Genomic DNA, 24,361 nt, shown 5'->3' with positions numbered 1-24,361 from the left:
TGGGGGCAATGGGGAGTGTGAGGGGTGTGTAGACGCGGTAGCGGTGAGGGGGTCGCAGTCTTGGACGCCAGGTGCTTTATGCCGGGAGAAGAGTCCACCGCACTGGCGCAGCTTCCCGTCACGTAGACGCAACAGCGGCTTCCCGTAAGGGTATGCGAACTCCCGTAGACGGGCGAAGCCCGGCTTCTCGAAGAGTACCCGAAGGGCTTCGGTGCAGGGTGGGGTGTGAGGAGTAAGTATTAAACAACTAACAACCAACCACTAATAACCAACTACTACTAACAACCAACCACTAACCACTGTACAGACGTGCCATGGCACGTCTCTACAACAACCAACCACTAACCACTGTACAGACGTGCCATGGCACGTCTCTACAACAACCAATATCGGATCGGTTTTCCTCCCATTACCTTTCCCCTAATTTGACAATAATTTCGCCAGAATTTAAGTAGGCTTTGATTTGGAAAGGTAGTTATGTTTCCCTTTAATTTCTGGTATAACTCTTGCTACGATGTGGAGCCTGTTTCTCGGAAAAATCGTTTGGAGCGCAAGCTAAGATTTCTCAAAGCAATGCGTGATGACCTAGAAACAAAGCTTGCTGGCTTAAATGGTGCTATCACTAATCTTGAACAGCAAATCAATCAGGAAGATGCTACTCAAGTTTAACTAGATTGATTGAAATCAATTTTCTGTTGATAGAAATTTACTAAAGTGTGTAACTATACGGGTGAAATATTGTGTTAAAAAATACATATTCACCCGTTTTTTGACTTGACATACATCAAAAAAATCTGGTTTGTTTCCGGATCGGGGTACAACAGAGTTGGTGTTATTCTTCAGTACTAAAGTTTTTTAAATTTACATTTATGCGTCGATTTTTAAGTGTTCTTACCTTGGTGACTTTAATACAATCCTTTCCAGTGGTGGTTTCTGCCCAAGTTCAACCACAAGCCAAGCAATCATCCGATCCAATTCAAATGGTATTAGCTGCGAACTGGATGACTAACTATCCAGATAACAAATTTTATCCAGAAAGGATAATCAGTCGAGCAGATTTAGCCTCCATCATGGTGAAAGCATTTCGACTAGATAAACGACAAGCAACCAGTAAAGAAAACATTGTGGTTCCAGATGTACCACCTTCTCATCCAGCATATAAAGATATTCAAACCGTCTTAAAAACAGACATTATGAGAGGCTATCGGGGTAACTTGTTTTTCCCCAACCAAAGAGTGACAAGAGCAGAAGCTTTAGCAATTTTTGCTCAAGCCTATGGTGTTTTTCAGTTCCCCGATGAGACTGTCAACGAAATTCTTGCTCCCCATCCAGATGCAGCATCTATTCCTCCTTGGGCAAGAAAAGCGATCGCTACAGTAGTAGCCGAAGCATTTGTCAATACAGACACTCAAGGAAATATTTACCCATTAAAACCCATGACTCGTGGTGATATGGCTTACGTATTGAGTAAATATCTGCAAAGACAAGGACAAGATGCAGAAATACCAGATGCACCCCCTGCGCCTCCTCAGCCTTAATTAGTAGGGTCGGTAATTGGTAATGGCTAATGGGTAATTGGTGAGCCAGCGACTCTTACGCAGGGGGTTCTCCCCAACCCCAAAGCGAACCCGTAAGGGTAATTAAGCCCATGCCCAATACCGAATGCCCAAGCTTTGTATCATAAGCAATTAGTCGCACATGATATTACGCATACATCAATATGATTTAGCCAACAGTAATTAGATTTTTTTGCAAATCTAAGGTTGAAAACACTGAATTTTTTCTCTTTGCATACTAGCTATGTTCATCCAGGGTGACTTCTACACCTAGTAGGTAGATGAATTGCCAACTGAGTTTGATTGCTAAACAAGAAGTTTTACTGCCTCAAAATTAGGCAAATCTAAATTTCATACTCATCTGTTGCAAAATAAGTTAGGTGCAATTATGAGCAAAAATAGATATATAAATAAAATTTTATATATGCCGAGAGAAAAACTAATAATGTTAAAATCTAACAAATTTAGATACAGTAAATTACACTCTTTATCTAGTTAGCATAATTTAATAATTAAAATGTGAGGAGGATTGAAACTTTATGCGAGTTTTACTAGTCTATCCTATATTTCCCAAAACCTTTTGGTCATATGAAAAGATATTGGCATTAGTAAATCGGAAAGTTTTGCTGCCACCCTTGGGCTTGGTAACTGTAGCAGCGATTTTGCCTCAGGAATGGGAATTTAAATTGGTTGATCGTAATATTCGTCCCGTTACAGAAGCAGAATGGGCTTGGGCAGATTTAGTCATCTTCTCAGCAATGATTGTGCAAAAACAAGATTTGCTCGAGCAAATTCGGGAAGCGAAAAAACGTGGTAAGTTAGTTGCTGTTGGTGGCCCTTATCCCACTTCTACACCTAGCGAACCAAAGGCAGCTGGTGCAGATTTTCTCATTCTCGATGAAGGAGAAATCACCCTACCGATGTTTGTCGAAGCAATTCAACGGGGAGAAACATCTGGTACTTTGCGCGCTACAGAAAAACCAGATGTCACCTCAACCCCCATACCCCGCTTTGATTTGCTAGATTTTGATGCTTATGACATGATGTCAATTCAATTTTCGCGCGGTTGTCCCTTCCAGTGCGAATTTTGTGACATTATTGTTCTTTATGGTCGTAAACCTCGTACTAAAACTCCAGCCCAATTATTAGCAGAATTAGACTACCTCTACGAATTAGGTTGGCGACGGGGTGTTTTTATGGTGGATGATAACTTTATCGGCAACAAACGCAATGTCAAATTGTTGCTGAAAGAGTTAAAAGTTTGGATGCAGCAACATAATTATCCTTTCCGCTTTGACACCGAAGCATCCGTTGATTTAGCCCAAGATCCAGAATTGATGGAATTAATGGTAGAGTCTGGTTTTGCGGCGGTATTCTTGGGAATCGAAACACCAGATGAAGAAAGTCTGCAATTGACGAAAAAATTTCAAAATACCCGCAATTCCCTAGTTGAATCTGTGCAAACCATCATCAAAGCCGGTTTGCGTCCAATGGCTGGGTTTATTATTGGTTTTGATGGCGAAAAAGCAGGTGCAGGCGATCGCATTGTCCGTTTTGCCGAACAAGCAGCCATTCCTTCCACCACCTTTGCCATGTTACAAGCGCTACCAGATACTGCCTTGTGGCATCGTCTCAAAAAAGAAGGACGACTACGGGAAAACAAAGATGGTAACATCAACCAAACAACTTTAATGAACTTTATCCCTACCCGTCCCCTGGAAGAAATTGCCAGAGAATATGTTGAGGCATTTTGTACTTTATATGACCCAGTAAAATACTTAGACCGCACCTATCGTTGTTTTATGATGATGGGTACACCGAAATGGAAAGCACCCTTCAAAATGCCAGAGTGGGTAGTCGTGAAAGCCTTGTTAATTGTAATTTGGCGACAAGGAATCAAACGCAAAACTCGTTGGAAATTCTGGCATCACCTCTTTAGCATTATTAAGCACAACCCCGGTGTTGCCGAACATTACCTGGCTACCTGCGCCCACAACGAACATTTCCTAGAGTATCGCCAAATTGTTCGTGATCAAATTGAATCCCAATTAGCAGAATATCTTGCCCAAGGCGCAGAAAAGCCCTATATGCCAGAACAGGGAAAAACGGAAGTACTAGCTGGTTAAGTACGAGTTTTTCTTCGCGATCTTTGCGTCTTCGTGGTTCAAAAAGAAATTTTATTAGCCACTAAGACGCTAAGACACCAAGTTATGGCGTTTGCAATTGGGTGTGGGAAAAACGTAGACGCGCAAGCGGTGAGACAGCGCGGTCTTAGGGGCTTTCCCCATGAGCGACTGCGAACCCGTTCGTCGAAGACGTTCCCGAAGGGTAGGGCTTCGGTGCAGGGTACACCGATACACACAGATACACACCGATGAAGCTGTGTTTTATTTACACTTTCTTTCTTAAAAATTTCTATTTTTATTGATATATCTAAATTATGATTGCCAAAAGCTGCAAGTTTGATTTGTAGCTTTTTATATTTCCATATATTTCCACAACTTTCAGCAACACACTCTTTATATAAAATGAAGTACTTCTATACACTGCCACCCGTGCTGATCGGTGTATCGATGGTATTGATGCAATCAAAAGTTGTAGTTGCCCTATCTTCGCAAGAGGTGGAACGGATAGGTAAAGAAATTACTGTGCGGATTGTGGATAGTCAAAATCCCAATGTAGCTGGTTCGGGTGTTTTGATGAAACATTCTGGCAACACTTACGTGGGTGTGGATGTGGGAGTGCGTCTACCGGATGTTGTTGCTGCTGCACCAAAAGCAGATGATTTCTTTATTAAAGCTAACGAGAAGTATAGGCAGAAAGATTATAGAGGTGCTATTGCAGATTACACTCAGGCAATTCGTCTCAATCCCAACTATGCCCTTGCCTACAACAACCGGGGTAAAGCCCGCTACGAGTTAGGAGATAAACAAGGAGCCATAGCAGATTTTAACTTTGCCCTCAAAATTAATCCTAATTATGCCGAAGCTTACTACAACCGGGGTAATGTCCGCCACGACTTGAAAGACTTGCAAGGAGCAATAGCAGATTATAACTCAGCCCTCAAAATTAATCCTAGTTATGCTAATGCCTACTACAATCGGGGTGTAGTCCGCACCGAATTGAAAGACTTGCAAGGAGCGATCGCTGATTACACTTCTGCTCTCAAAATTAATCCCAATTATGCCGATGCCTACTACAATCGGGGTGTAATCCGCGCCGAATTGGGAGATAAACAAGGAGAAATCGCTGATTACACTTCTGCTCTCAAAATTAATCCTAACTTTGCCCAAGCCTACTTCAATCGGGGTGTAGTCCGCGCCCAATTGGGAGACCTTAAAGGAGCGATCGCTGATTTCAACTCTGCCCTCAACATTAATCTCAACAATGACAAATTCTACTACAACCGAGGTGTAGCCCGCTACAGATTAGGAGACCCTAAAGGAGCGATCGCTGATTACAACTCTGCTATCAAAATTAATCCTAACTTTGCCCAAGCCTACAACAACCGGGGTGCAGCCCGTTATGATTTGGGAGACCCTAAAGGAGCGATCGCTGATTACAACTCTGCTATCAAAATTAATCCCAACTTTGCCCAAGTCTACTACAACCGGGGTGCAGCCCGTTATGATTTGGGAGACCCTAAAGGAGCGATCGCTGATTACAACTCTGCTATCAAAATTAATCCCAACTTTGCCCAAGTCTACTACAACCGGGGTTTAGCCCGTATTGTTACAGGAGATAAGCAAGGTGGAATTGCGGATTTACAGAAAACTGCTCAACTGTTTCAACAACAAGGTAGAACAGCTGATTACCAAAAAGCATTAAAGTTGATTCAAGAGCTTCAGCAGTAGACAGCTGAGGAGGTGGGAAATCGCTTGTTCAGATTCTTTATGATTGTGTGATCGTGTTTGAAATGAGAAACTTCGAGTCCAGAACTTGAAACTTTAAACAAGATAAGATCCCCGACTTTTATCAAAAGTCGGGGATCTGAGTGCGATCGCGTGTTCTGATTCTCTATAGTTGGGCGATCAGGTTTGAAAAGAAAAATTCCAAGCTTAAAATGAGATAATTCAGGTTTAAAACGAGAAATTCCGAGGTTGAAACGAAAAATTCCAAGGTTAAAACAAGAAATTTCTAGGTTAAAACATGAAACTTCAGGGTTAAAACAAGAAATTCCAAGTTTGAAACATGAAAATTCTAGGTTGAAACGAGAAGCTTCGAGACTGAAATGAGAAACTTCGAGTTGAGAACTTGAAACTCCAAACAAGATCCGCGACTTTTTTAAAAGTCGGAGATCTGGGCTTTGCAATTCTCTGTGTTGTTATAATCACAAGTTGCAGTTGCCTGTGCAGCACTCGTTTGATTGCTGCGATCGCCTAATTCATATTTTGATGCAGCAACGCTTTATTTTTAGCCTTTCAACACATCTGTAACACTACCCTCAAGGTTAGCCACGGCTAATTGAACATTCACTACAGTACCACCTGTTGTGTAAGACTGAATAGATAATTCCCCACCATAAGCATTGACGATGCGTTTAGCGATCGCTCGTCGCTCACGTTGCCACATTTGGATTTGTAAGATTTTATTATCAAGGGCTTTGATCATAAATGCGGTTGCAGTATTAAGAAAATTCTTTTTTTAAATCAAAGAAACTCCTATTAATACTACGCTGCTGAATGACCCGCAAAAGTTGGGTGCGTTATTACAAAATATTCCGCTTGGTCGCTTGGGTCAACCACAAGATGTTGCTTCCTTAGTAGCCTTTCTAGCTTCCTCTGACGCTGACTACATTACAGGTAGTACTTTCTTTGTCGATGGTGGGCTACTTTGGAACTATCAAGAACAGTAGGGGAAACAAAACTATGCTAGATTCATCCCTATTTATTCCAGTTATCCTTGGTACTCCCCGTCAAGGTCGGCAAAGTGAATATGTTGCTAAATTTATTGTTGAGCAAGTTGCCGCACGCGATCGCCTAAAGACAGAACTGATTGATATTAGAAATATCGCGATTCCTATTGATGATGCAGGTGAATCGCTCAAAGACCCTGATTTTTCTGCAACTATGGAGCGAGCAGATGGATTAATTATCGTTGTACCAGAGTATAATCACGGTTATCCAGGTTTGCTCAAACATGTACTTGATACTTGCCTTAAAGAATATATTCATAAGGCCGTTGGATTGTGCGGTGTTTCCGCAGGGCCTTTTGGTGGTACAAGAGTAATTCAAAATCTCTTACCTGTGATGCGAGAGTTGGGGCTAGTAACTATTTTTTATGATCTTAACTTTAGCAACGTTCAAACACTATTTGATCAGTCGGGTAATTTGATTGACAAACCAACATACATTCGTCGCATGGAAAGGTTTATGGACGAGTTAGTTTGGATGTCAACTGTCCTCAAATATGGGCGACAAGAAGTCAGCCTGGAGAAGCAAGATAGTAACTAAGAGTTAAAGTGCAGATATGCACAGGGTGAAATTATGACTATTCCAACCCAAGAAGAAATCAGATTACAAGAAGCCTTGGATCACGTAGCCCATTGGCGGAGATGGGGGCCATATTTGAGCGATCGCCAGTGGGGAACGGTGCGCGAAGACTATAGCCCGAATGGTACTGCGTGGGACTATTTTACTCACGATCAAGCCCGTTCTCGTGCATACCGTTGGGGTGAAGATGGAATTTTTGGTATTTCCGATAATCATCAGCGCCTTTGTTTTGCGATGGCCCTTTGGAATGGTGAAGATGCTATTCTCAAAGAAAGGATTTTTGGGCTGACTGGCAGTGAAGGTAATCACGGCGAAGATGTTAAAGAATATTACTTTTATTTAGATAATACGCCCACCCATTCCTACATGAAGGCACTGTATAAATATCCTCAAACAGCCTTTCCTTACTCGCAATTAGTTGCAGAAAATCAACGCCGAAGTCGTCGAGAACTAGAATTTGAATTGCTAGATACAGGCGTATTTGATCACAATCGTTATTTTGATGTTTTTGTAGAATACGCCAAGTGTTCTGCTGAAGATATTCTTATCCAAATTAAAGTAATCAATCGGGGTACAGAAGCTAAGACACTGCACCTGTTACCTACTATCTGGTTTCGTAATACTTGGGCTTGGAATGGAGATACAGATAAACCTACTTTAAAAGAGATTCAATCAGGTCATAGCTGCAAGATCATTGAAGCATTTCACCCAAGTTTAGGAAAGAGGTGGTTGTATTGCCAGGAAGTAACAGAACTTCTGTTTACCGAAAACGAAACAAATACAGAGCGATTATTTGGTTCTCCCAATATATCGACTTATGTCAAAGATGGCATAAATGACTATATCGTAAATGGTCAAAAGTCAGCAGTAAATCCTGAAAAATTTGGTACGAAGGCATCTGCTAATTATATATTAAATGTTGGTGCAGGTGAAACGAAAACAATTAAATTGCGGCTTAGTAACTTACCTAATTTAGTTGAGCCATTTGGCAAAGAATTTGATATAAATTTTTTAAAGCGGCAACAGGAAGCAGATGAATTTTATCAGCGTATTACTCCATTTCCTTTGAGTGAAGATATGCGGAATGTGCAGCGTCAAGCCTTTGCGGGGATGCTTTGGAGTAAGCAATTTTATCATTATATTGTAGAGAATTGGCTCAAAGGCGATCGCAACACGCCACCCCCACCGCCAGAACGTCAAAATGGTAGAAATCAGGAGTGGTTTCATCTCTACAATGAAGACATTCTTTCTATGCCTGATAAATGGGAATATCCCTGGTTTGCTGCTTGGGATTTAGCATTCCATGCAATTCCTTTGGCAATGATTGATCCGGATTTTGCCAAGTATCAATTGGATGTTTTAACGCGGGAATGGTATATGCATCCTAATGGCCAAATTCCTGCCTATGAGTGGAAATTTAGCGATGTTAACCCGCCTGTTCATGCTTGGGCAACTTGGCGTATTTATAAGATTGAGCAGAAGATTTATGGACGAGCAGACAGACAGTTTTTAGAGCGGGTATTTCAAAAGCTCATGCTCAATTTTACCTGGTGGGTAAATCGTAAGGATGCTGAGGGTAATAATGTATTTCAAGGGGGCTTTTTAGGGTTAGATAATATTGGTGTATTTGACCGCAGTTCAGCATTACCAACAGGCGGACATATTGACCAATCTGACGGTACAAGTTGGATGGGAATGTATTGTTTAAATATGTTAGCGATCGCTCTAGAATTAGCTAAGACTAATCCTGTTTACGAAGATATTGCCACCAAATTCTTTGAGCATTTTCTCTACATTGCCGATGCGATGAACAAAATTGGCGAATTGGAAGCTAGTTTGTGGAATGAATCAGATGGTTTTTACTATGATGTACTGCATTTACCTGAAAAACAGATTACTTTAAAAGTGCGGTCAATGGTAGGGTTAATTCCCCTATTTGCCATTGAAACACTTGAACCAGAAACCTTAAATATGCTTCCCGGCTTTAAAAAGCGGTTGGAATGGTTCATCCAAAACCGCCCTGACTTACGGCAAAATGTAGCTTGTATGGAAACAAAAGGCATCGGTGCGAGAAGATTGCTGGCGATCGTCTCTAGGGATAAGCTAAGAAGTATTTTGCAAAAAATGCTGGATGAAAGCGAGTTTTTAAGTTCCTACGGGATTCGCGCCTTGTCAAAATTTCACGCCGAACATCCCTACACTTTTAATGTCAATGGTTGCCAATTTCGTGTAGATTATGAACCGGCTGAATCTAGTAGCGGTTTATTTGGTGGTAATTCTAATTGGCGCGGCCCTATTTGGTTTCCGGTGAATTTCTTACTAATTGAATCTCTGCAAAAATTTCATTATTACCTGGGGGATGATTTCAAAGTAGAATGTCCTACAGGTTCTGGGCAAATGATGACACTTTGGGAAGTCGCATTAGAATTATCTCAAAGGTTAACCAGAATCTTTTTAAAAGATGAGTCTGGTCAACGACCTGTTTATGGTGGAATACAGAAATTTCAAAATGACCCCCATTGGCAGGATTTAATTTTATTCCATGAGTACTTTCATGGTGATAATGGAGCCGGAATAGGAGCCAGTCATCAAACAGGATGGACAGGCTTAGTTGCTAAACTGATTCAGCAAGGTAGTGAGTATAAAGCACAACATCAAGAACCAGAAATGCACAAAGATAAAGCAGCGATCGCCATGGCATAAAGACACGCCAACTTATGCGTTTAGAATCAGTAGAGCTAAATTTTAAGTTTTCTCTACTGGCTTAAATTATCCAAATCGTTATCTAGTACTCTACCACACAAGTTTTGACAGCTTGCGAGGCGTCAGATCCCCGACTTTTTTAAAAAGTCGGGGATTTAACCCCTCGCAACTCCTCAAAACTGATGTGGTCGAGTATTAGCATTCATAGGCTTAAAGGTTAACTAACCACCGTGCTTATCATACTACAAAATACTACAATGTGCAGTTAGCTTGGCTCTGAATTTTTTACCCACATCTTGTCAGGTAACACCCTTATTTAATTCGCCAAAGAATCATTAATTCTGAGGCAGATTTACCAGTCGTAATTTGATTAATATCGATTAAGAGAGTTGAATTATGGGAGTAAATATCTGTCTTTAGAATTTATTCAGGTTCCTCCAACAATAGGAAAAATACCTAAAGGTTTAATCGTAACTTTGCATGGTTGGGGTGCAAATGCTGAGGATTTAGCATCTTTAGCACCATTTTTAAATTTGCCTGATTATCAGTTTCTGTTTCCCAATGCCCCTTTTCCTCATCCTTATTCGCCCATAGGAAGAGCGTGGTATGACTTGAGCGCGGAGAATATGTATGAAGGATTAGCAGAAAGTCGGCAATTACTTATAGATTGGTTGCTAAGTTTAGAAAGTAGCACTGGTGTACCGCTATCACGAACGGTATTGAGCGGTTTTTCCCAAGGAGGGGCAATGACTTTAGATGTAGGATTAAAGTTGCCCTTTGCAGGTTTAGTTGTTATGAGTGGTTATTTACATCCTGGTGCAGTTCCGGATGCTACCTCGACTACAACTACTTCACCTCCGGTTTTAATCATGCACGGTAGATATGATCAAGTAGTACCACTACGAGCCGCGCTCAAGGCAAAAGAAACTTTAGAGTTGCTAGAAATTGCAGTACAGTACTATGAATTTGATATGGGTCATGAAATACAACTACCAATGCTAGAGTTAATACGTAATTTCGTGATCAATACTCAAGTAACCACAGAGTAGCTTGTTGCGAAATATAGTCTCATCCCAGTTACAAAAGTTTTACAAATTCCGGTATAAATCCGGAAAATTTTCACGTAATTGATGTCCTCAAATGAGTAATATATATTGGGTGGCTGCGTCGAGCGCAAACAAACCCAAGCTGGATGCAAATGCTGCTAACGGGAGGGGCGAGCATTATGAAGACTCTAAGCATTTCCAAAAAAGAAATTGCTACCATGACTCCACAAGATGTAGAAAAGTTAGCTACACGCTTGGAGCAGGACAACTATAGCAATGCTTTTGAAGGTTTGGATGATTGGCACATGCTACGTGCGATCGCATTTCAACGCCCAGAGTTAATCGAACCATATATCCACCTTCTGGATTTAGAACCCTACGACGAAGCTTAACAATTTTGGATTTTAGATTTTGCGAAAAGTTTGAGCTAGGGCTTGGGGCGATCAAAGCTTTTCAAGAAGGATTTGGGATTGTGGACTGTTAACTTTTGGCTGGATTTCTCGAGTGTATCTTTGCTCAACTGTTAACTGTCAATTATCTACTTTAAGCCATTACCCCAATGCTAAAGCCTCAATCTACAATCCCAAATCTAAAATTGAAAAGGGTTCTGATTGGTATAGGCGGCGGTATCGCCGCCTACAAAGTTTGTGAAGTTGTTTCCACATTATTTAAAAGTGGTGTGGAGGTGCGAACTATTCTGACTAATTCCGCACAAAAATTTATCACACCTCTGAGTTTCTCTACTCTCTCCCGCTATAGCGCCTTTACAGATGAAAATTTTTGGCAACCAATTTACTCTCGTCCTTTACATATAGAATTGGGCGAGTGGGCAGAAGTTTTTTTAATAGCACCTTTAACAGCCAATACATTAGCAAAATTAGTCTACGGTATGGCTGACAATTTACTCACAAATACCGTCCTGGCTTCTACTTGTCCTATAGTATTAGCGCCAGCTATGAATACCGATATGTGGGAACAGCAGACGGTGCAGCAGAATTGGCAAAATCTCTTAAAAAATAGTCGTTTTCATAGTTTACAACCAGGATCAGGTTTATTAGCGTGCGATCGCGTCGGTGCTGGGAGAATGGCAGAACCGCCAGAAATCGTAGCTTACATTCAATCTTTACTGCATACTGCGGGTAAGCGAGATTTAGCAGGAAAGCGAGTATTAATCAGTGCTGGGGGAACACGGGAATATTTTGATCCCGTGAGATTTATCGGCAATCCTGCCACAGGAAAAATGGGGTTAGCTTTAGCACAAGCAGCATTGCATCGAGGTGCAAACGTGACCTTAGTACACAGTCCACTGAACAGTGACATACCCTTGGGTTTAGAAGCAATTCCTGTAGTGAGTGCTGAAGAAATGCACTCTGCTATGTTACGGTATTTACCAGATGCACATGTAATAATTATGTCAGCCGCAGTTGCAGATGTGAAACCACAAGATTACAACCCAGAAAAATTGCCCAAGCGATCGCTTCCAGAATCTTTAGCCTTAGAACCTGTACCCGATATAATTGCAGAATTGGCAAAGCGCAAACAACCTCATCAATTGTTAATTGGCTTTGCTGCTCAAACAGGGGATATTATCACTCCCGCTTTAGAAAAATTGCACAGAAAAAACTTAGACGCGATTGTTGCTAACCCAGTAGATAAACCTGATAGTGGTTTTGGCAGCGACAACAATCAAGCAGTATTTTTAGACAAACAAGGTCATCAGTTAGAGATTCCACCATGTACTAAATTACAGCTAGCTCATCATCTATTTGATTTTGTTGGTAATTCTAGTTGAGTTGTACACATGCTTCAGTTTCAAAGGAGCAGTGTCAAAGAACACGACATGAAATCTTCAACTTTATATTAATCAATAATGATATAAAAGGGTGCAAGCTACGGCATAATGATTGCGAGCAGAGCAGAATTGCCACAAATGATACTAACAAGGCTGACAGAAGAATTAGACAACCTGAGTAAACATAGTAGTAATGGAGTACTCATTTTATACAACCATACAGTCGTTTGGAATCTTCACTTTAACGACGGTAAGTTGATCTATGCCACAGGTGGAATGCACCCTGTCAGACGTTGGAACAGAGCCTTAAGGCAGCATTGTCCCAATTGGAACTGGAATGTTGAGTCTCCTCAGTTATCGGAAAATCAACCTTGGGAATGTCAATTCCTCGCTCAAGGCATCAGTCGCAGGCAATTAAGTGCAATCCAAGCTAAGTTAGTAATTCGTACTATTGTTCAAGAATGTTTTTTTGAATTAGGTAACTCTAAAGATCTGAAAAATGATTGGAAACCCACTCAAAAAGATATATTTCATTTACCCCAGCTCATAGCCTTATCTTCTTGGGAAATACTCTCAGTTCTCACAAAAGCAACGAACACACAAAAAAAATGGCAAGCCGCTGGGTTAGATCACCTTAGCCCCTGTCTAGCACCAGTTTTGTCACCAACAGCAAATCCTCAAGTCATCCCAGTTTCAGAAAAGAAGTACTTCAATAGTAATTTCACCCTCTGGGATATTGCTGTCGAGCAAGAAAAATCGGTGACAGATGTGGCTGTTTCCTTAATGCCGTGGGTGGATAAGGGTGTGCTGGAACTGCAAAAAATTCCAGATTTACCATTACCAACGATCAAACAAGTAGTTGCAGTAACTAACTCCCAATCAGAAAATCAACCCATTGCATTTGTTCAGGAAGCTGTTCAAGAATCCGTTCATAAATCTGTAGAAAAACAACCTTTAATTGCTTGTATTGATGATAGTCCAGTATTGGCTTACACCTTAAGAAAAATATTGATACCCGCCGGCTATCAAATGTTAAGCATTCCGGAGCCAATGCGAGGCTTTTCTCAACTTATCGAACACAAGCCTGATTTAATCTTGTTAGACTTGCTCTTGCCCAATGCTGATGGTTATAGCATCTGTAAATTTTTGCGCGACACTCCCACTTTTAGGAATACACCAATTATTTTCCTGACAGAGCGGAATACCCCTATTGATCGGGCCCACGCTATGTTAGTAGGTGCAACTGAATTTTTAGGTAAGCCTCCACAACCAGAAGAGTTATTACAAATTGTTCAGAAATATCTTGGGCGATAAGTAATATCATGTCCGCTTGAGGACTTATATTATCCGTCCTTGTCGGTAATGGGTAATGGGTAATTGGTAATTGGGTATGGTTAACAACAACCAACCAACAACCAACCACCAACCCTACCCTTACCTTAAGCCACTACGTGTCTACGGGTTCGTCAGTCGCTCATGGGGGACTCACCGGCCCCCACTCCCTGTCGCTCGTGGGGATTGGGGGCTAGGGGCCCCCTTTGGGGTTGGGGGAGGGACCCCCCTTGGGGCGCGCTGACTCACCACTAACCACTAACTATTGACAAATGACAAAGGACGACCCTCGCCAGTTATCTTTAATTGCGCCGACCTACTTAGCTCATTCCAAATTAATTAACAAATGAGTGACCAAAGTATTTCTTTCATAGGATAGTAAGTAAAGATGCAAGAGATTAGGATTATCTTTATCAAGATGCATCACAGACCCATCAATCGCTAAGCGATGATGATCTATCCATTTATTATTTGAATCTAGTAAAACACTAAAGTACGGACTTTGATCGGGATGATTTTTTTGTAGTTCTTCATAGCTTTGATAAAAAGGAGGAACCCCAATTCCCATAGGCATATATAAACCTTTAGGATATTCTGATACTGGCAATTTAGGAAGCTCTTTGAGGTTGACGCCACTAATAAAAAATCTATTTTTTTCACCTGTCTTTGTATCGCTAAAGAGTAGTTCGATTTCCTGTAAATCTCTTTGACTACCAACAGGTTTAATGTTTCTTAAAATTGCCTTTTCAAACTTACCTACTCTCCAGTATTCGTTTCCCCAAGGTTTCTGACTATCATAGAACCCGGGTGGTATAAAGCTTGCAAACTTAATATCATTTTGATTGTCATAAAAATCTCCCCAAGTAGCAAGGTTTTTGGTCAGGGTAGTTCTAACTTTTCTACTTTGTTCACCTGCTGCTATTACTTTTTCATTTGGAGAAAATTTAGTATTAGCTTCTTTTTCGTTAACTACTTTTCTTAGCAAATCAGTATTGACTACTGTACCACTTGGATCTTGCCAATGTTCTAATCTCCACCAATGTTTCCAATAGGAAATATTGTTATTTTTTTCAAACACATTTTTGTAATGTCCCATTGGGAAAGTGAACCAACCTTGGTAGTAAAGAGATTTATTGGTACTTTCTTTAGTAAAAAGTAAAACTTCCCAATATCCTGCATTTAAACAATTATTTGCTAATGCAATCTCTACAAGATTCTGCTTTTCAAAACCATCTCCTCCGCTAATTTCTATATTTGCTGAATTAGCAGGAAAACTCACCTGTTGTCTGTTCCATTCTCTATCTGTAAGGGCAATTACTTCTAAACCTGGATCTTTTTTAGTCCATGCAGGCACTTTTGGTACTAACAGATTCAACTCAACATTTTTAATAACAATCTTTGCTGTTTTTTGATTTGTCGGCTCCAACACAAAATCAAAACGTGTGTCATCTTTCTTAATAATTGTTAATTTTCTATTTGAATATCTTTGAAAATTTTTACTTAATGCAGCGGGATTTTCTGGATATTCGGCTGTAGATAGTTCTTTGATTTTGATCGGCATTTGATTAGAAAACTTATATCTGGAAGTGAACCAGAAACCTCCTGCACCTATTAAACCAAGGAATAGAATGAGTGTAGCGAATAAAATTTGTTTCTTGGTTACTCTAAAATTATATTTACCGATTAAGGAACTAGTATTGATGATAGGCACCACAGATCTTTCACTCATTTGGAATTTCTCCAAACTATAATTATACATAAGAGCATACCTTATGAGGCTGCTCATTTTTCTTGTTGTCTGTTATGAAAAATTTATGTCACCTCTTCATTTCAAAGTTTAATGACTTAAAATTGTACTAGCAGCATTTATTTATTGTTGTTCAAGGGTTTTAGTCTAAATTCTGGTTCTTCAAGAATTTAAGTTGATAAATATGTTAAAACCCTGATAAAAGATACGTTTTCGTGAATTATTTTTCCTCTATCTACTCAAAGAGAGATAGTTAGTATGAGACAATTAATTTTTTTTATATAAACAGTATAGGTTCATACTTAGAGAATACTGATTTTCAAAAATACTCTTAAAATTAAGTATCTGTTAAATAATACAAATCTTAATAGAATTTCCAATTAATTTACATATTCAAAATCACTTCAAATTGCCTCATCAACGATTAATTCGCTCTGAAGAAAAATTTTCGGCATATCCAAAATATTCATTATTTTTTCATAATAAGGAGCTGCACCTTGGCAATATTGCTCATTAATTCCATGGATAGTCTTTGGTATTGCTGTTACCTTTTGTAAGTTGAGGGAAAACATCACATCATAAATTTCTTCAACTATTACACCAGCAACTATACCCTCAACCTCTATAACCATTGCTTTAGAACCAACAACCACACCTTGCGGTGGAAAATTCAACAACACTCCCCGTAGATCAACAAGAGTAAGTATCTCACCTCGAAGATTCATATTACCGATAATATGTGCTGGGCAACAAGGGATAGGAGTCACTTGATGGATATCAATAAACTCCCGCACCATTTCTAAATCAATACCAAAAAGGTAATCATTTAAAGCAATTACTGCTAAAGTTTTAAAATTCTTGAAATCCTGAGTTTTTGTTGAAAGTCTTAGATTATCTGCTCGTTGTTTAAAAACTTTTCTTTCTTCTAAAGTTGCATTAGGGCAAAATTTAGGATTTTGTAGTAGTAATAATTCAGAGTTGTTCGTTTGAATTTCGCTTACATTATTCTCAAAAATCTCCTGTTCTAGGTTGTTTTGCCAAGACAGAAGTTGTTGTTTCTCGACATCTGCCAACCATTTTCTTGGGTTGCTTAAGATAAAAATCTCATCTGGAAACTTGACAACACCAGCAATAATATTTGTTTGTTCAACTATGACTAATTCTTGTTGCTGATTAAATTCGATAGTAATTTGCTCTAAAGATATTTCTCTAATTTCATGGATCTGATTAACAATCATACCCAGTTGTAAGTCTTCCCACTTTAAAACTACTACACTATCTGTCAAGCGATAGTCTGGGGATAGATAGCCCAATTTCAGATTCAAATCTATAATCGGTAATATTTTTCCTCGAACATTTACAAAACCAATAATTCCCTGAGGAACTTCTAGAATTGTTGTTAATTCTGGCAAAGTGAAAATTTCTTCCACATAAACTGTGTTAATACCGTAGAGATAATTGTTTAAGCTAAAGGTAAGATATAAATTTTCTTTCATTTTTTCACTTATTTTTAATATAGACAAGAGATTCAGGAAATAATTTCGTTTGAAAATTACTTAGTTTTTGACCACAAAGTTCTGTATGTCCTGTGATTAAATACCCTAATGGTTGGAGAGTGTAATAAAATTTTTCTACAATTTTGGCAATTACTGTTGGCTCCAAATAAATAAATACATTACGACAAAGGATTAAATCAATATCTCGAAAATCGGAGTATGGATGAATAAATAAATCTGTGACTAAGTTTGTATATTGGAATTTGACCATTTGCTTAATCTGTTCATCTAGATAATATTTATTATTAAAATAGAGAAAATATTGTTGTATTGTTTTTCTATCAAGGCTTCTTAGTGACCAAGCTGTGTAAATGCCTTGCTTAGCTTTTTTCAATGCTTCTTTGTTGATGTCTAAACCTAAAATCATCAGATTCCATTCCTCTAATTTAGGAATCAGTTCTTTCAAAAGAATAGCAAGAGAATAAGGTTCTTCTCCTGTTGAACACCCTGCACTACAAATACGGATAGTTTTACTATGGTATTGGCGTTTAATTATTTCTGGAATAATATGATTACGTAATAAATTAAATTGTTCTTTATCTCTAAAAAAGTAACTCTCAGTATTTGTTAAGATTGCAATAAATTTTTGCCATTCTACATAGCTATATATAGTAGAAGAAGCTAACACTTTATAATAAATTTCTGGATACAATATTTTCAGAGCTTTCATCCGTAAAAATATTTTTTGGATCAAACTTTCTCGCTCTCGCTCTCTAATTTTTAATCCGGTATGTTTGGTAATTAACCGAATAAAAGCCTCTGTTAACTCCACACTTAAAGTCTCTGCTTCTGACACTTTGACTCCTAATTATTTTCTTCACAAATCCAGAAAACTGTTTTGCAACAAAGAAATCAGCCTTGGCGCGATCGCATGAATTGGTAAAACCTGTTTTGCGGCCCCTAAATCTATTGCTGCTTTGGGCATTCCAAACACAACAGAAGAAGCTTCATCTTGAGCGATGGTGAAACCACCAGCTTGAGCGATCGCCTGCATTCCCTCTGCTCCATCTCTACCCATACCAGTTAACAAGATTCCTACACATGCTTGACCATAAAATTTAGCAACAGATGTAAATGTGACAGTCACTGAAGGGCGATGTCCTGCTACTGGTGGTGAGTCAGAGTAAATAAATCTACCCCTTTCATCCAGTTCTAAATGCTGTTGTTCTGGGGGAAAATAAATTCTCCCTGGCTTTGGCATATCCCCTGGTTGGGCAATTTGAATTGGCAATCGACAACCAACAGCTAACCAATCAAGTAATCCCTGCAAAAAACCGACATAAATGTGTTGTATACAAATCACTGGTAGGGGAAAATCTAATGGTAATTTAGATAGCAACTCTTTCAGAGCTTGGGGACCACCTGTAGATGCACCAATGACTACGACTTTTGGTCTAGCAAGAGATTTAGAAGAGAAAGTAGCAAGATTTTCTACTAGTAAATTTTGTGTAGGCAGTTTCCGCTTTTTCCGAAATACTTTTACTCCAGATAAAATTTTAATTTTGTTAATTAACTCATTTCTAAATACCTCATCATCTGCTAATAGTCCTAAAGTTGGCTTAGGAAAAATATCTACTGCTCCTGCATCTAAAAGCTGAAAAATATTTCTGGAATCATCTGTTTGTACAGAAACACTAATTACCAAAATTGGTCGTGGATAGAGTGCCATCACTTCATTTGTCAACTCTAAACCATTCATGTGGGGCATATGGAGATCTGTACAAATTACATCTGGTTCAAGTTTAGGAATCAGTTTCAAAGCTTCTAAACCAGTATGGGCTTCTCCTACAACTTCAATGTCCGATGATGATTTCAAAATTCTTTTTAAAAGTACAAGAGCAATTTGTGAATCTTCAACTAACAGAACTCGAATATTCATTTGTTATTTGTTGGTTGTTATTTGTTGGTAGTTGGTTGTTATGGCTTGTTGCTTCCAAACAACAAACAACGAACAACTATCAACACATATTAACTAAATCAATCTTCCTAATATTTCTAAGAGAACATCCTGATTAAAATTACTTTTGATAATATACGCATTCGCCCCAACATCAGCTCCCCTGGCTTTATCTGCATCGGAAGCCAGCGTTGTCACTAAAATTATTGGCAATGTCTGATATTCAGGATGCTGACGTATTTTCTTAGTCAGTGATAATCCATCCAGATTGGGCATTTCCACGTCAGAGATGACCGCATCAAAAGCATGAGTTTGGAGTTTGTTATAGCCATCTAGTCCATCTTCTGCTACTACTACTTCATATCCAGCTTTCTCTAAGAGCCGTTTTTCTTGGGTGCGAACGGGGATAGAATCTTCTACTAAGAGAATGAGCGGCTTGGTTTTGACTGTTTTCCTTGGTTTTGCCGAAACTACAGGTGTAGTTTGTTGCTGTAAAGATTTGAGCAAATCGGAGGCGTTAAGAATCATACAAACTTCTCCAGAACCGAGAATTGTTGCTCCACTAACATTACGTACCCGCTTTAATAACTGACTTTGAGGTTTAATTACAACTTGTTGAGTTTGCATGAGGCGATCGACAAACAATCCAAATACTTCTTCTCCCACCTTGATCAAGATACAAGGTTGCTGAGTTTGGTTTTCTGGTTCAATTTTGGCGATTTGGGGATAAGCAGGAGAGTTTGAAAGTTCTAGCAAATCAGCCAGATTTGCAACCGAAACCGACCGACCGTCCAAGTTAATCGTTTTGCAGTCTTCGTTGGTGAAGATTTGATTGGGGGAGATAAATAAAGTCCTTTGTACAAACTCAACAGGTAGAGCATGAACAATACCTTGAACTTCAAATAGCAGTACATTGTTAATCGCCAAGGTTGTACTTAGCTGGATGCGGAAGGTGCATCCTTGAGTTGGGGTTGATTCGATTTCAATATTGCCTTTGAGGCGTTCGATACTTGTGCGTACTACATCTAAACCGATTCCTCTACCAGAAATTTCTGTAATAAAAGTTTGGGTTGAGAAGCCAGGAGCCAAAATCAAGGCATGAATTTGGCTGGGAGCCATGGTTTCCAGTTCTTTATAACTGTACATTCCACGTTTGAAGGCGGTTTGTTTGATTTTCTCAATGTCTAGCCCTCGCCCATCATCTGCTACTTCTATGACAATGTTGTTGGCAGTTTGGTAGCCCCTCAAGGAAATAGTGGCGACGGGAGATTTACCAAGTTTTTCTCGCTCACCAGGAGTCTCAATGCCATGATCTATGGCATTGCGAACCATGTGCATTAGGGGATCTTTGATTTCTTCGAGGATACGTTTGTCTGTGGTGATTTCTTCTCCTGATACGATTAATTCCACTTGTTTGGATTGTTGTTTGGCTAAATCTCGCACTGTGCGCTTAAGCAAATCAAACACGGTGGACAGAGGTAGAAGCCGGAGGGTGCGAATTTTGTCTCTTAATTCTCCAGCAATAAAGTCTAATTTAGTACTGTGTTCTTGAATTGAATTTCTTAAAGAGTAGATTCTTTTTTCTAAGCGTTCTGTGTAGGAATCAGTGTTTAGTGATGACGACTCAGTAAGTTTGGCTTGGCTATAAAAAGCTTTCCACTCTTCCCAGAGGGTTGTTATTTCCTCAATGGCAGTGGCGGTATGAGCTATAGCATTTTTGGTAAGAGTTAGTTCCTCAGTCTGTGTAATTAGGGTGTCTAAATGGTGAGTTTGAACGCGAATTGTGTCGATGTGATAGGGTTGACTAACTCCTAAGGATGGAGGGGGTAAATCTTGGATGACTGGCTTGATAGAAGTTGGGGTGGGGAGTGGAGAAAGTTCAGGCAGAACTGGTAAAGATTCTGGGGCTGTGGATGGAGTCACAACTCCCACTAAATTATTAAGTATCTCCGCGGTATCTACCCCTGTTGCTTCACCAGTCACGGCTTCGTATACCAAAAAACCGATCGCATCCAATCCTTGATAAAGGCGATCGCTCAACTCTGGAGTTAAGGTCATTTCTTGGCGTTTGATCCCCAACAGAATCTCTTCGAGTTGATGGGTGAGAGTAACTACATTATCTACTCCTAAGCTGCGGGAGTCTCCCTTCAAGCTGTGGGCTTCCCGTAGCAACTGTTGTAACGTGGCCTCGTCTTCTGGCTGGTTTTGCAGTTGTAGTAAACCAGCTGCCAGTTTCTGCAACCGTTCTTCGCTAGTCGTTTGATAAATATCTCGCAGTTCATTGTCTTCTATTAAGGTGAATCTTGATTGAGGAGCGTTGCTTGTGGTTGTTGTAGAGACGTGGCAGGACGCGTCTTGGAACTCATTAGTGCTTGTGGTATTTCGGTTATTCTGTTCAACTGATCCTTGTGAGGCAAGAACTAGTTGTACTTCTGGAACTATTTCCTGCTTTTGTGGTTTTGACTGTGCAACTGTTACCATCAATTGTTCGAGGATGTCGGCGGTATCCACCCCAGTTGCTTCACCAGTCACAACTTCGTGTACCAAAAAACCAATTGCATCCAATCCTAGATAAAGGCGATCGCTCAACTCTGGGGTTAAGATCATTTCTTGGCGCTTCAAGCTCAAGAGAATTTTTTCAACCTGATCGCCCAGAGTTACCACATCTTCTACACCAATAATTCTGGAGTCGCCTTTAAGGCTGTGGACTACCCTCACCAACTTTTCTAAAGTAGCTTCAGCTTCATCCTTTGGCTGCTGTTGTAGATGCAGTAAACCATTTGTCAGTTTCTGTAAATTTTCCTCGCTGGAGATTTTATACAGACTCCGGAGTTCTTCATCTTCTATAAACATGATTTAGTCATTGGTCAATTGTCAATGGTCAATTGTCAATGGTTAGTAGTTGTTTGTTGGTTGTTGTTTGTTGGTTGTTGTACCAGACGTGCCATGGCACGTCTCTACATTGGTTAGTAGTTAGTGGTTAGTAGTTAGTGGTTTACTACTCCCCATACTCCACACTGCCCCTAATCCCCACTCCCCCAAGGGAGTGGGGGCCGGTGAGTTCCCCACCTCCCCACCTCCCCACCTCCCCATCACTCCTAGCTACACCATCCGTTGCAGAGTCAAAGCCACATCGCTTAGTTGCTCAGTACCCAACTTGGTTTGATTGATACCAGCAGCAGTTTCTTGTGCCCCTTTGTTGATAATGTCCATTGCTTGGACAACTTGTTGGATGGCGTCCAATTGCTGCTTGAGATTGAGTGAAATTTGTTGATTGTTCACAACCATATAATTAATGGCATCCGTCACTCCAGCAAAGGCTTGATCTGTTTTTTGGGCATTTTCTACTCCCGTTTTTACTGTCTTAGTGCCTTCTTCTGTTACCATCACTGTTGAATTAATTGCTTTTTGGATATTGGAAACTAAGACATTAATTTTTTCAGCAGATTTTTGACTTTGGTCGGATAATCTGCGAATTTCATTGGCAACTACAGCAAAGCCTTTTCCATACTCTCCAGCGCGTACTGCTTCCACCGAGGAGTTGAGCGCCAACATATTAGTTTGGTTTGCCAAGTCAGAAACAATCTGGGAAATGCTAGCAATTTGATTGGCTTGCTCACTCAGATGCACAATTTGTGCTGCGATCGCTGATACTTTTTTTTCTAAGATGAACATACCTTCTAGGGTTTCCTTCACTGCTTGGCTGCCACCTTCTGCAAGTGTCAAAGCCTGTTGCGCGGCGGTAGTGGCAGCTTTGGCTTGTTGAGTTGATTGTCTACAGGAAGCCTCCAGTTCGTCCATTGTGGTTGTGGTTTCATGCACCGAGGCAGCTTGCTGACCTGCTATGCGTGCTTGTTGATCCAAGCCAGAGAAAGTTTGTTGAATAGAGGCGGATATTATATTAACCAATTGCTTAATCAGATTTACAATTTGGCGTGCCCGAATAAATCCCAACGGTAACACCACAGCCAAAGAAACAATAATAATCAAGAAGGCGACTATCTTAAATGTGTTAACAGCAGCAAATACACTTTTGTTGGGAACTTTATTCAAAACTACTAAAAATTCTGGCTGGTTTGGGCTGGGGTCAACTCTATGGAATGTAAATAGATACTCCCCATTATCAATAAATCCTTTTTCTCTACTTAATATTTCTCGAGAAATTTCTACGGAAAAATCTTTATCTAATTTGTCGTCTTTTTTGAATTCAAATCCCCACTCTTTTTCTGGGATAGGATGGGAGATGTAGTAGCCATTTTGATTGACAATAAACTTCTGTTGCTCTTTATATATATTTTCTGCTTCTTCCTGTTGATTAACACCTTTAAAAGTGTCTATAAATTTTTTGGCAAATACATTGGCGATGACTATTCCTCTTTTTTGACCACTAGAATCAACTATTGGGGTAGCATATCGAATCACTGGTTTAAAAGGTCTTTCTATTTGACCACGTTCCTGATTTAGATCCACCCGTGAGACATACATGCTACCAGATGCAAGCTTCATTGTTTCTGTAAAGTATGGTCTATCTCCCTTGTTTTGTAGTTCTGCTTCGGAGATAACTTTAATATTTGAGCCATCTGAATCAACTCGTACTATTTCTCTACCCTTTTCGTCTATATATCGAAGTTGCATATACTGGGACTTGCGTTCCATCATGGCAGTAAATAAGGTTTGTAACTGCCCAACCCAAGCATTGTAGGATAAATTAAGTTGCCCATCGACTCCGCCATTATCTTTGGCTCTGATAATGCCTTGAATAGGCGGGGTTTTGCTCAACAATAAAACATCATCACTCACACCATTGAGAAATGCGTTAATTTTGTTAGCTTCTTTTGTTGACTCCGCCTCCATTTTTTCCTTTGCAACTTCTGATAGATTGCTGGAGGAGGAATAAATACCATACAAGCCAACAATGGAGACAGGAATAATAGTACTAAAAATTAGTAAAATGATAAATTGATCCTGAAGTTTGAATTGACTGGGTAATATTTTGAAAAGTTTCTTCAACATGGCTGGTTAGTTATAATAATTAGAGAGTTTTGGTGAATACAGATAGATTTGGTAATGGGTAATGGGTAATTGGTAATCGGTATTTGGTAGTTTTATTTCCTATTACTCATTACTGATGAAGAGTGAATTCACAGTTTTACATACTGGTAAATGTATGAACAAAATTCAGCAGAATTACCCCTTATCTGTATCAAGATAAGAATTTGCTGTACAACCTCTGGGATCAC

General features: G+C 39.7%; 18 protein-coding genes and 1 pseudogene. 12 read left to right on the top strand and 7 right to left on the bottom strand.

All coding sequences use genetic code 11. From position 1 onward, the window contains the following. The first annotated feature begins 314 nt into the window (after positions 1-314). The 5 genes from UYI_RS37785 (at position 315) to UYI_RS0125530 (ending at position 5,410) form a co-directional block, all read left to right on the top strand. Complete coding sequence (locus UYI_RS37785; RefSeq protein WP_162140419.1) at positions 315-455, top strand: hypothetical protein; 141 nt, start codon at positions 315-317, stop codon at positions 453-455. A gap of 22 nt (positions 456-477) precedes the next feature. Continuing rightward, positions 478-669, top strand: coding sequence for a hypothetical protein (locus UYI_RS0125545; protein WP_016869526.1), 192 nt, complete (start codon positions 478-480; stop codon positions 667-669). 200 nt (positions 670-869) lie between these two features. Further along, positions 870-1,538: an S-layer homology domain-containing protein gene (locus UYI_RS0125540; protein WP_016869525.1), complete on the top strand. Its 669-nt coding sequence runs from the start codon at positions 870-872 to the stop codon at positions 1,536-1,538. A 557-nt stretch (positions 1,539-2,095) separates the two neighbouring features. Further along, on the top strand, positions 2,096-3,682 hold the full coding sequence (locus tag UYI_RS0125535; protein WP_016869524.1) for a B12-binding domain-containing radical SAM protein: 1,587 nt from the start codon (positions 2,096-2,098) through the stop codon (positions 3,680-3,682). 402 nt (positions 3,683-4,084) lie between these two features. Further along, positions 4,085-5,410, top strand: a complete 1,326-nt coding sequence (locus UYI_RS0125530) for a tetratricopeptide repeat protein (protein ID WP_026086168.1) — start codon at positions 4,085-4,087, stop codon at positions 5,408-5,410. 559 nt (positions 5,411-5,969) lie between these two features. On the opposite strand, the gene UYI_RS0125525 is transcribed toward UYI_RS0125530, so the two are convergent. Continuing rightward, complete coding sequence (locus tag UYI_RS0125525) at positions 5,970-6,167, bottom strand: hypothetical protein (RefSeq protein ID WP_016869522.1); 198 nt, start codon at positions 6,165-6,167, stop codon at positions 5,970-5,972. Between the two features lie 43 nt (positions 6,168-6,210). Between UYI_RS0125525 and UYI_RS35280 the strand changes: the two are divergent. The 7 genes and pseudogenes from UYI_RS35280 to UYI_RS0125490 form a co-directional block, all read left to right on the top strand. Continuing rightward, a pseudogene (locus UYI_RS35280) lies at positions 6,211-6,411 on the top strand (SDR family oxidoreductase); the annotation flags it as partial. A gap of 13 nt (positions 6,412-6,424) precedes the next feature. Beyond that, a complete protein-coding gene (locus tag UYI_RS0125515) occupies positions 6,425-7,009 on the top strand; it encodes an NADPH-dependent FMN reductase (protein ID WP_016869520.1) in 585 nt (194 codons plus the stop codon). A gap of 33 nt (positions 7,010-7,042) precedes the next feature. Next, a complete protein-coding gene (locus tag UYI_RS37205) occupies positions 7,043-9,751 on the top strand; it encodes an MGH1-like glycoside hydrolase domain-containing protein (protein ID WP_016869519.1) in 2,709 nt (902 codons plus the stop codon). Between the two features lie 389 nt (positions 9,752-10,140). Next, on the top strand, positions 10,141-10,800 hold the full coding sequence (locus UYI_RS0125505) for an alpha/beta hydrolase (RefSeq protein WP_016869518.1): 660 nt from the start codon (positions 10,141-10,143) through the stop codon (positions 10,798-10,800). A gap of 176 nt (positions 10,801-10,976) precedes the next feature. Further along, complete coding sequence (gene isiD, locus UYI_RS0125500) at positions 10,977-11,189, top strand: protein IsiD (RefSeq protein ID WP_009455186.1); 213 nt, start codon at positions 10,977-10,979, stop codon at positions 11,187-11,189. Between the two features lie 167 nt (positions 11,190-11,356). Next, the gene (gene coaBC, locus UYI_RS0125495) at positions 11,357-12,589 is read left to right on the top strand and encodes a bifunctional phosphopantothenoylcysteine decarboxylase/phosphopantothenate--cysteine ligase CoaBC (protein WP_016869516.1); all 1,233 of its coding nucleotides are present in this window, start codon (positions 11,357-11,359) and stop codon (positions 12,587-12,589) included. Positions 12,590-12,697: 108 nt separating this feature from the next. Further along, entirely contained in the window at positions 12,698-13,903 is a 1,206-nt protein-coding gene (locus UYI_RS0125490) for a response regulator (protein WP_016869515.1), read from the top strand. A 343-nt stretch (positions 13,904-14,246) separates the two neighbouring features. On the opposite strand, the gene UYI_RS0125485 is transcribed toward UYI_RS0125490, so the two are convergent. The 6 genes from UYI_RS0125485 to UYI_RS0125460 all read right to left on the bottom strand — a co-directional run bounded on the left by UYI_RS0125485 (position 14,247) and on the right by UYI_RS0125460 (position 24,134). Continuing rightward, complete coding sequence (locus UYI_RS0125485; protein ID WP_016869514.1) at positions 14,247-15,650, bottom strand: hypothetical protein; 1,404 nt, start codon at positions 15,648-15,650, stop codon at positions 14,247-14,249. Between the two features lie 422 nt (positions 15,651-16,072). Then, entirely contained in the window at positions 16,073-17,164 is a 1,092-nt protein-coding gene (locus tag UYI_RS0125480) for a chemotaxis protein CheW (protein ID WP_016869513.1), read from the bottom strand. Positions 17,165-17,168: 4 nt separating this feature from the next. Next, entirely contained in the window at positions 17,169-18,020 is an 852-nt protein-coding gene (locus UYI_RS0125475; RefSeq protein ID WP_016869512.1) for a CheR family methyltransferase, read from the bottom strand. 21 nt (positions 18,021-18,041) lie between these two features. Further along, positions 18,042-19,103: a chemotaxis-specific protein-glutamate methyltransferase CheB gene (gene cheB, locus UYI_RS0125470; RefSeq protein WP_016869511.1), complete on the bottom strand. Its 1,062-nt coding sequence runs from the start codon at positions 19,101-19,103 to the stop codon at positions 18,042-18,044. Positions 19,104-19,196: 93 nt separating this feature from the next. Further along, positions 19,197-21,974, bottom strand: coding sequence for a hybrid sensor histidine kinase/response regulator (locus UYI_RS0125465; RefSeq protein ID WP_016869510.1), 2,778 nt, complete (start codon positions 21,972-21,974; stop codon positions 19,197-19,199). Positions 21,975-22,223: 249 nt separating this feature from the next. Further along, positions 22,224-24,134, bottom strand: a complete 1,911-nt coding sequence (locus tag UYI_RS0125460; RefSeq protein WP_016869509.1) for a methyl-accepting chemotaxis protein — start codon at positions 24,132-24,134, stop codon at positions 22,224-22,226. Positions 24,135-24,361 lie beyond the last annotated feature (227 nt).

This window comes from Fischerella muscicola PCC 7414 (assembly GCF_000317205.1).
Lineage (GTDB): Bacteria > Cyanobacteriota > Cyanobacteriia > Cyanobacteriales > Nostocaceae > Fischerella > Fischerella muscicola.
The sequence above is the reverse complement of the archived record's forward strand: the minus strand, read 5'-3'. Positions and strand labels throughout refer to the sequence as shown.